General features: G+C 72.5%; 7 protein-coding genes and 1 pseudogene. 5 read left to right on the top strand and 3 right to left on the bottom strand.

The features are described from left to right. Positions 1-18: 18 nt before the first annotated feature. A complete protein-coding gene (locus AE652_RS16750) occupies positions 19-552 on the bottom strand; it encodes a hypothetical protein (RefSeq protein ID WP_107086457.1) in 534 nt (177 codons plus the stop codon). A gap of 124 nt (positions 553-676) precedes the next feature. Next, positions 677-1141 (bottom strand): DUF11 domain-containing protein, encoded by a 465-nt coding sequence (locus AE652_RS16745; protein ID WP_049652197.1) that lies wholly within the window; start codon positions 1139-1141, stop codon positions 677-679. Positions 1142-1379: 238 nt separating this feature from the next. Between AE652_RS16745 and AE652_RS16740 the strand changes: the two genes are divergently transcribed. The 5 genes from AE652_RS16740 to AE652_RS16725 all read left to right on the top strand — a co-directional run bounded on the left by AE652_RS16740 (position 1380) and on the right by AE652_RS16725 (position 5588). Continuing rightward, positions 1380-2576: an acetoin utilization protein AcuC gene (locus tag AE652_RS16740; RefSeq protein WP_049652196.1), complete on the top strand. Its 1197-nt coding sequence runs from the start codon at positions 1380-1382 to the stop codon at positions 2574-2576. 225 nt (positions 2577-2801) lie between these two features. Continuing rightward, positions 2802-3011, top strand: a complete 210-nt coding sequence (locus AE652_RS16735; RefSeq protein ID WP_045699258.1) for a helix-turn-helix domain-containing protein — start codon at positions 2802-2804, stop codon at positions 3009-3011. A gap of 189 nt (positions 3012-3200) precedes the next feature. Continuing rightward, positions 3201-3299 (top strand): 30S ribosomal protein bS22, encoded by a 99-nt coding sequence (locus tag AE652_RS44045; protein ID WP_003948845.1) that lies wholly within the window; start codon positions 3201-3203, stop codon positions 3297-3299. A 152-nt stretch (positions 3300-3451) separates the two neighbouring features. After that, entirely contained in the window at positions 3452-4573 is a 1122-nt protein-coding gene (locus AE652_RS16730) for an NAD-dependent epimerase/dehydratase family protein (protein ID WP_049652195.1), read from the top strand. Positions 4574-4580: 7 nt separating this feature from the next. Next, positions 4581-5588, top strand: coding sequence for a lysophospholipid acyltransferase family protein (locus tag AE652_RS16725; protein WP_049652194.1), 1008 nt, complete (start codon positions 4581-4583; stop codon positions 5586-5588). A gap of 86 nt (positions 5589-5674) precedes the next feature. Here the strand turns inward: AE652_RS16725 and AE652_RS16720 are convergent. Then, a pseudogene (locus tag AE652_RS16720) lies at positions 5675-5981 on the bottom strand (hypothetical protein); the annotation flags it as partial.

The following is a 5981-nucleotide window of genomic DNA, read 5'->3' as shown; positions in this document are numbered from 1 at the left end:
CGGTCGGCGGGGCGGGGGTCAGCTGATCACGGTCTGCAGGCCGGGCATGCCGTCGAGGAAGGGGCCGCTCCTGGTCTTGACGACCGGGTAGCCGTACTCGGCGTAGACGTAGGGGGCCCAGTTCAGTGTGTACGACCCGGTCCAGGGCGGCGTGGAGGTGATTCTGACGGTGGCCGTGACGGTGCGGGTGGCGCCCGGCGCGATCGGCACCGTGGGATGGAAGTTGACGGAGTTGCCGCCGAACACGCAGTCCACCTGGTCCCCGCCGCAGCCGGTGAAGGTGAACGCGCCGGTCAGCTGGTTGGAGGGGAAGCTCGGCCCGATCCACTCGTACGCGAAGGTGATGGGGGCCGATTCGGTGTTGGTGAGGGAGAGGGTCAGGGTCAGTTCATCGCCCGGTGCCGCCGTCTTCTTGTCGACGGAGGCCGAGACGCCGGTGATCACGCCGTCGTCGCGGGTGGTGGCGGAGGCCGGCTGGGCGGCGAAGATCAGGCCAAGTCCCAGTACCGTGGCGAGAATTACCCCGACGCGTTGCACGCTGAATGGCTTCATGGCGGATGAGAATAGGGAGTTGTGAAGGCCGCGTCTGCGGCTCCTTCACGCCATCTTCAACCGTTGCCGGAAAGCCCTTGCCCCCGCCGTCGGGTGACGGCGGGAGCGTTCGACGGGACGGGGGTCAGCTGATCACGGTCTGGAGCGAGGGCACCCCGAAGGTCCAGGTCTGGTCCTTGGCGGTGCCGGTGGTGCCCACCTGGCCGAACTCGTAGTAGACGTACGGCGCCCAGTTCAGCGTGTACGGGGCGGTGCCCCACGCCGGGGTGTCGGTGATCTTGACGGTGAGCGTGACGCTCTTCGTCGCGCCGGGTGCGATCGGCGCGTTGAAGTGGAAGTTGGCGCTGTTCCCGGTGAACGCGCAGTCGGAGGTGTCACCGGTGCAGCCGGTGATGGTGAACGCTCCGGCCTGCGTGTTGGCCGGCCAGGTCGGCTGGACGGCCTCGTAGGCGAAGTAGATGGGACTGTTCTCACTGTTGGTGAGCGACAGCGTCAGGGTCAGCTGGTCTCCCGCCTTCGCCGTCGACTTGTCGACCGCGAAGGTGGTGCCGCTGACCGCGGCGGAGGCCGGCTGGGCGGCAAAGAACACGCCAAAACCCAGTATTGCAGCGAGAATTACCCCAAGGCGTTGCACGCTGAATGGCTTCATGGCGGAGAGGATATGGAGTCGCAAAGCTTTTGTCTGCACCGCCTCAACACCCGCCTCCACAGTCACCCCACAACTTCCGTAGTTTCATCGCGCACCTGCCGCCCGGCCGTCCCCACGAGCGCCGCTCCGGCGCGCCCTGACGGCGGCCCGGCCACCGTCACCCGCTACGGTGGAGGCCATGCCCGAAGCCGAGCGTGACACCCCCTGCGGCCTGCACCTCTTCTGGGACGAGGCCGTCACCGCCTACGACTTCGGCCCCGGCCACCCGATGGACCCGACCCGGCTGGCCCTCACCATGCGCCTGGTCGAGGCCCTCGGACTGGACACCGGCCCCGGGGTGACCGTCCGCTCCGCGCCGCCGGCCGGAGACTCCACCCTCCGGCTGGTGCACACCCGGGAGTACGTCGAGGCGGTCCGGAACGCCGCCGCCCACCCCGACCGCTCCGACCCGCTGCACGGACTCGGCACCGACGACAACTGGTCCTTCCCGGCGATCCACTCGGCCTCCGCGCTGATCGCCGGCCAGTCGGTGGCCGCCGCCGAGGCGGTCTGGCGCGGCGAGACCCCGCACGCCGTCAACTTCGCCGGCGGACTGCACCACGCGATGCCCGGCAAGGCCTCCGGCTTCTGCGTCTACAACGACCCGGCGCTGGCCATCGCCCGGCTGCTCGAACTCGGCGCCGAGCGGGTCGCCTACGTCGACGTGGACGTCCACCACGGCGACGGCGTCCAGGCGGCCTTCTGGAACGACCCCCGGGTGCTCACCGTCTCGCTGCACGAGCACCCCGCCACGCTCTTCCCGCAGAGCGGCTGGTCGATCGAGACCGGCGGCGAGGACGCCCCCGGCTCCGCCGCCAACCTGCCGCTGCCCGCGGGCACCGGCGACGCGGGCTGGCTGCGCGCCTTCCACGCCCTGGTGCCCGAACTGCTCGACGCCTTCCGGCCGCAGGTCCTGGTCACCCAGCACGGCGCCGACACCCACCTGGAGGACCCGCTCGCCCACCTCGCCGTCACCGTGGACGCCCAGCGGCTGATCGCCGAGGCGCTGCACGACCTCGCCCACCAGCACGCCGGCGGCCGCTGGGTGGCCACCGGCGGGGGCGGCTACGCGGTGGTGGACGTCGTCCCGCGCACCTGGACCCACCTGGTCGCCACCGCCGCCGCCCGGCCCGTCGACCCGGCCACCGAGACCCCCGAGTCCTGGCGCGCCGAGGTCTACCGCCGCACCCGCCGCCCGGCCCCGCTGCGGATGACCGACGGCGCCCGCCCGGCCTGGCGCGACTTCGACTCGGGTTACGATCCGGCCGACCGACTCGATCAGGCCATCCTCGCCACCCGCCGCGCGGTGTTCCCCCACCACGGACTGCTGGCCTGAACCCGCCGTCCCGGAAGTGCCCAGCCCGGGAGGTGCGTACGCGGGGCGGTGCCATCCGCAGAGCGGCGACGTACTGCAACCGTCCTATCTCCCACCGTACGAGGACTGCACTTCCCCTCTTCCCACTGGTACCACCCATAACTACTCTGGGGATACACGTGTGCCGGTGGAGTCACCGGAGGGGAAGCCGGTGCCTTGCACACGGGTAAGGGTCGGGTGATGGTCATGAGTTCCGTCGAGCGCCCCCTTCAGGAAGTCGTCTTCCTGACCGTGGCGGAGGTCGCCGCGGTCATGCGGGTGTCCAAGATGACGGTGTACCGGCTGGTGCACAGCGGAGAGCTGCCGGCCATCCGGGTCGGACGGTCCTTCCGGGTGCCCCAGCAGGCGGTGCACGAGTACCTCAAGGAGTCCTACGTGCGGCTCGAGAGCGCGTAGCGGCGGCGCGCGGGTGCGGGTCCACGACCGTTGGACCCGCCCCCGTTCGCCGTGGATTTCCCGCGAGTTTCCCGGTCCCGGGGAACACGATTACGGCCTTCGCACCATCGACGGTAGGCTAGGCCCTCACGTCAGTCGTATGGACTCCGTCTCTCACGGGCGAGAGTCTCAGTGAGCGAGGGTTGTTCCGTGGGCTCTGTCATCAAGAAGCGTCGCAAGCGTATGGCCAAGAAGAAGCACCGCAAGCTTCTGAAGCGGACTCGCGTTCAGCGTCGTAACAAGAAGTAAGCGGCCCCGGCCGCGCCTAGCGCGCCCAGCGCTTCCACCGCCCGTCCAGGCCCGTCGTGGCCTGGGCGGGCGGTGTCGTTTCACGGCCCCGTGGGGCGGCGCGGTACGGTGCACGCAGGCCGCTCGGGCCGAGGGAACGGGGGTGCAGCACCGTGGGCGTGGTCGTGCTCGTCACCGGCGTGGCGCGCCGGCTCGGTGCCCGCTTCGCCGCCGAGGTCCGCCGCCGGCCGGGCGTCGACCTGGTGGTCGGCGTGGACGTGCAGCCGCCCCGGCTGCCGCCCGAGGAGCCGTCCGGCCCGGCCGCCCCGTACCGCTTCCACCAGCTCGACCTGCGCCGTCCGGCGCTCTCCCGGGTGCTCGCCGAGCACCGGGTGGACACCGTGGTGCACCTCAGCGTCAGCGCCACCGGCCTGGGCTCCACCAACCGCTCCGCGGTGAAGGAGTCCAACGTGATCGGCACCATGCAGCTGCTCGGCGCCTGCCAGAAGGCCCCCGGGGTGCGCCGGCTGGTGGTGAAGTCCACCACCGGCGTCTACGGCTCCGCGCCCCGCGACCCGGCGGTGTTCAGCGAGCGGATGCAGCCCAAGGACCCGCCCGGCGGCGGCTTCGCCAAGGACGCGGCGGAGGTCGAGGGCTACGTCCGCGGCTTCGCCCGGCGCCGCCCGGACGTCGCGGTGACGGTGCTGCGCTTCGCCAACATCGTCGGCCCGAACGCGGACACCCCGCTCAGCGAGTACTTCGCGCTGCCCGTGCTGCCGACCGTGCTCGGCTACGACCCGCGGCTGCAGTTCGTGCACGAGGACGACGCCGTCGCGGTGCTCTGCCGGGCCGCCGACGAGCCCGAGCCGGGCACCGTCAACACCGGGACCTTCAACGTGGCGGGGGAGGGCGTCCTGCTGCTCTCCCAGTGCGCCCGCCGGCTCGGCCGGCCCACCCTGCCGCTGCTGCTGCCCGCGGTCAGCTGGATGGCGGTGCTGGCCCGGCAGACCCGGCTGGTGGACGTCTCGCCCGAGCAGCTGCGGCTGCTCACCCACGGCCGGGTGGTGGACACCGCGCGGCTGCGCGACACCTTCGGCTACCGTCCGGCGTTCAGCACTCCGGAGGCCTTCGCCGACTTCGCCGCCGCCGGGGGGCCGGGCCTGCTGCCGCCCGAGCGGCTGGCCGCCGTCACCGACCGGCTGACCGCCCTGCTCGGCCCGGAAGCCGCCGGGCCCGCCGGGCCGGGCGCCGGTCCGGACGCCGTACCGAACCGCCCCCGCCGACCGAGGAGCTGAACCCGCGATGAGTGCCGCAGCCGAGAACGCTCCGGGCGAGGCCAAGGTCATCCCGATCGAGACGGCCCCCAGCTGGACGTCGCCCGAGGGGCTGAATCCGGCCGACCGGCTCGCCGAGGCCGTCGGCGGGGCGCTGGCCGGCCCGCTCGGCCCGGCCGCCACCCGGCTGTTCGGCAAGGGCTGGGAGGGCCGCGCCGCCGAGCGGCTGGCCTTCCTGCGCCGCCGGGTGACCGGCGACTACGAGGTGGACGAGTTCGGCTTCGACCGGGAGCTCACCGAGGAGGTGCTGCTCTCGCTGCTGCGCCCGCTGGCCGAGAAGTACTTCCGGATCGACGTCCAGGGCGCGGAGCACATCCCGGCCGAGGGCGGCGCGCTGATCGTCGCCAACCACTCCGGGACGATCCCGCTCGACGCCCTGATGACCCAGGTGGCCGTCCACGACCACCACCCCGCCCGGCGGCACCTGCGGATGCTCGCCGCGGACCTGGTCTTCGTGCTGCCCGGCGTCAACGAGCTGGCCCGCAAGGCCGGCCACACCCTGGCCTGCAACGAGGACGCCCAGGCCCTGCTGGAGCGCGGCGAACTGGTCGGGGTCTGGCCGGAGGGCTTCAAGGGCATCGGGAAGCCGTTCTCCGAGCGCTACAAGCTCCAGCGGTTCGGCCGCGGCGGCTTCGTCTCCTCGGCGCTGCGGGCGCGGGTGCCGATCGTGCCCTGCTCGATCGTCGGGGCGGAGGAGACCTACCCGATGATCGGCAACGTGAAGACGCTGGCCCGGCTGCTGGGCCTGCCGTACGTGCCGATCACCCCGACCTTCCCGTGGCTGGGCCCGCTCGGGGCGCTGCCGCTGCCGACCAAGTGGACGATCCGCTTCGGCGAGCCGATCGCCACCGACACCTACCCGGTGGAGGCGGCGGACGACCCGATGCTGGTCTTCGACCTGGCCGACGAGGTGCGCGAGACCATCCAGCACACCCTCTACGAGCTGCTGGTGCAGCGGCGTTCGGTGTTCTTCTAGGAGAACCCGAGGGATCCCGGGGGTTCCCTGGGGACGGCGAGGGCCCGGCGGATATCGCACTCCGCCGGGCCCCCACCGCCCTGCTGTCAGCCGCCCAGGATGCGCAGCCCGGGCAGCAGGTCCGGAAGCAGCGGGGGAACCTCGACGCCCTGCGGCTGGGCCGCGTTCGGGGCGCTGGGCGAGGCCTGCTGCGGTCCCTGCGCCGGGGCCGCGTCGGCGCTCGGCGAGGGCTTGGTGCCGGTGAGCCCGCTGGTGAGACCGCCGACCAGGCCGTTGACGGCGTCCGGGGCGCTGCTGGGCAGGGTGTCCGGCAGGACGCCGCCCTTGCCGCCGTTGCCGGAGGCACCGGCGCCGGGGTAGGCCGGGGCGTGCTCGGTGGCGCCGGGGCGGTTG

The sequence above is a fragment of the Kitasatospora sp. MY 5-36 genome (assembly GCF_001182915.1).
Lineage (GTDB): Bacteria > Actinomycetota > Actinomycetes > Streptomycetales > Streptomycetaceae > Kitasatospora.
The sequence above is the reverse complement of the archived record's forward strand: the minus strand, read 5'-3'. Positions and strand labels throughout refer to the sequence as shown.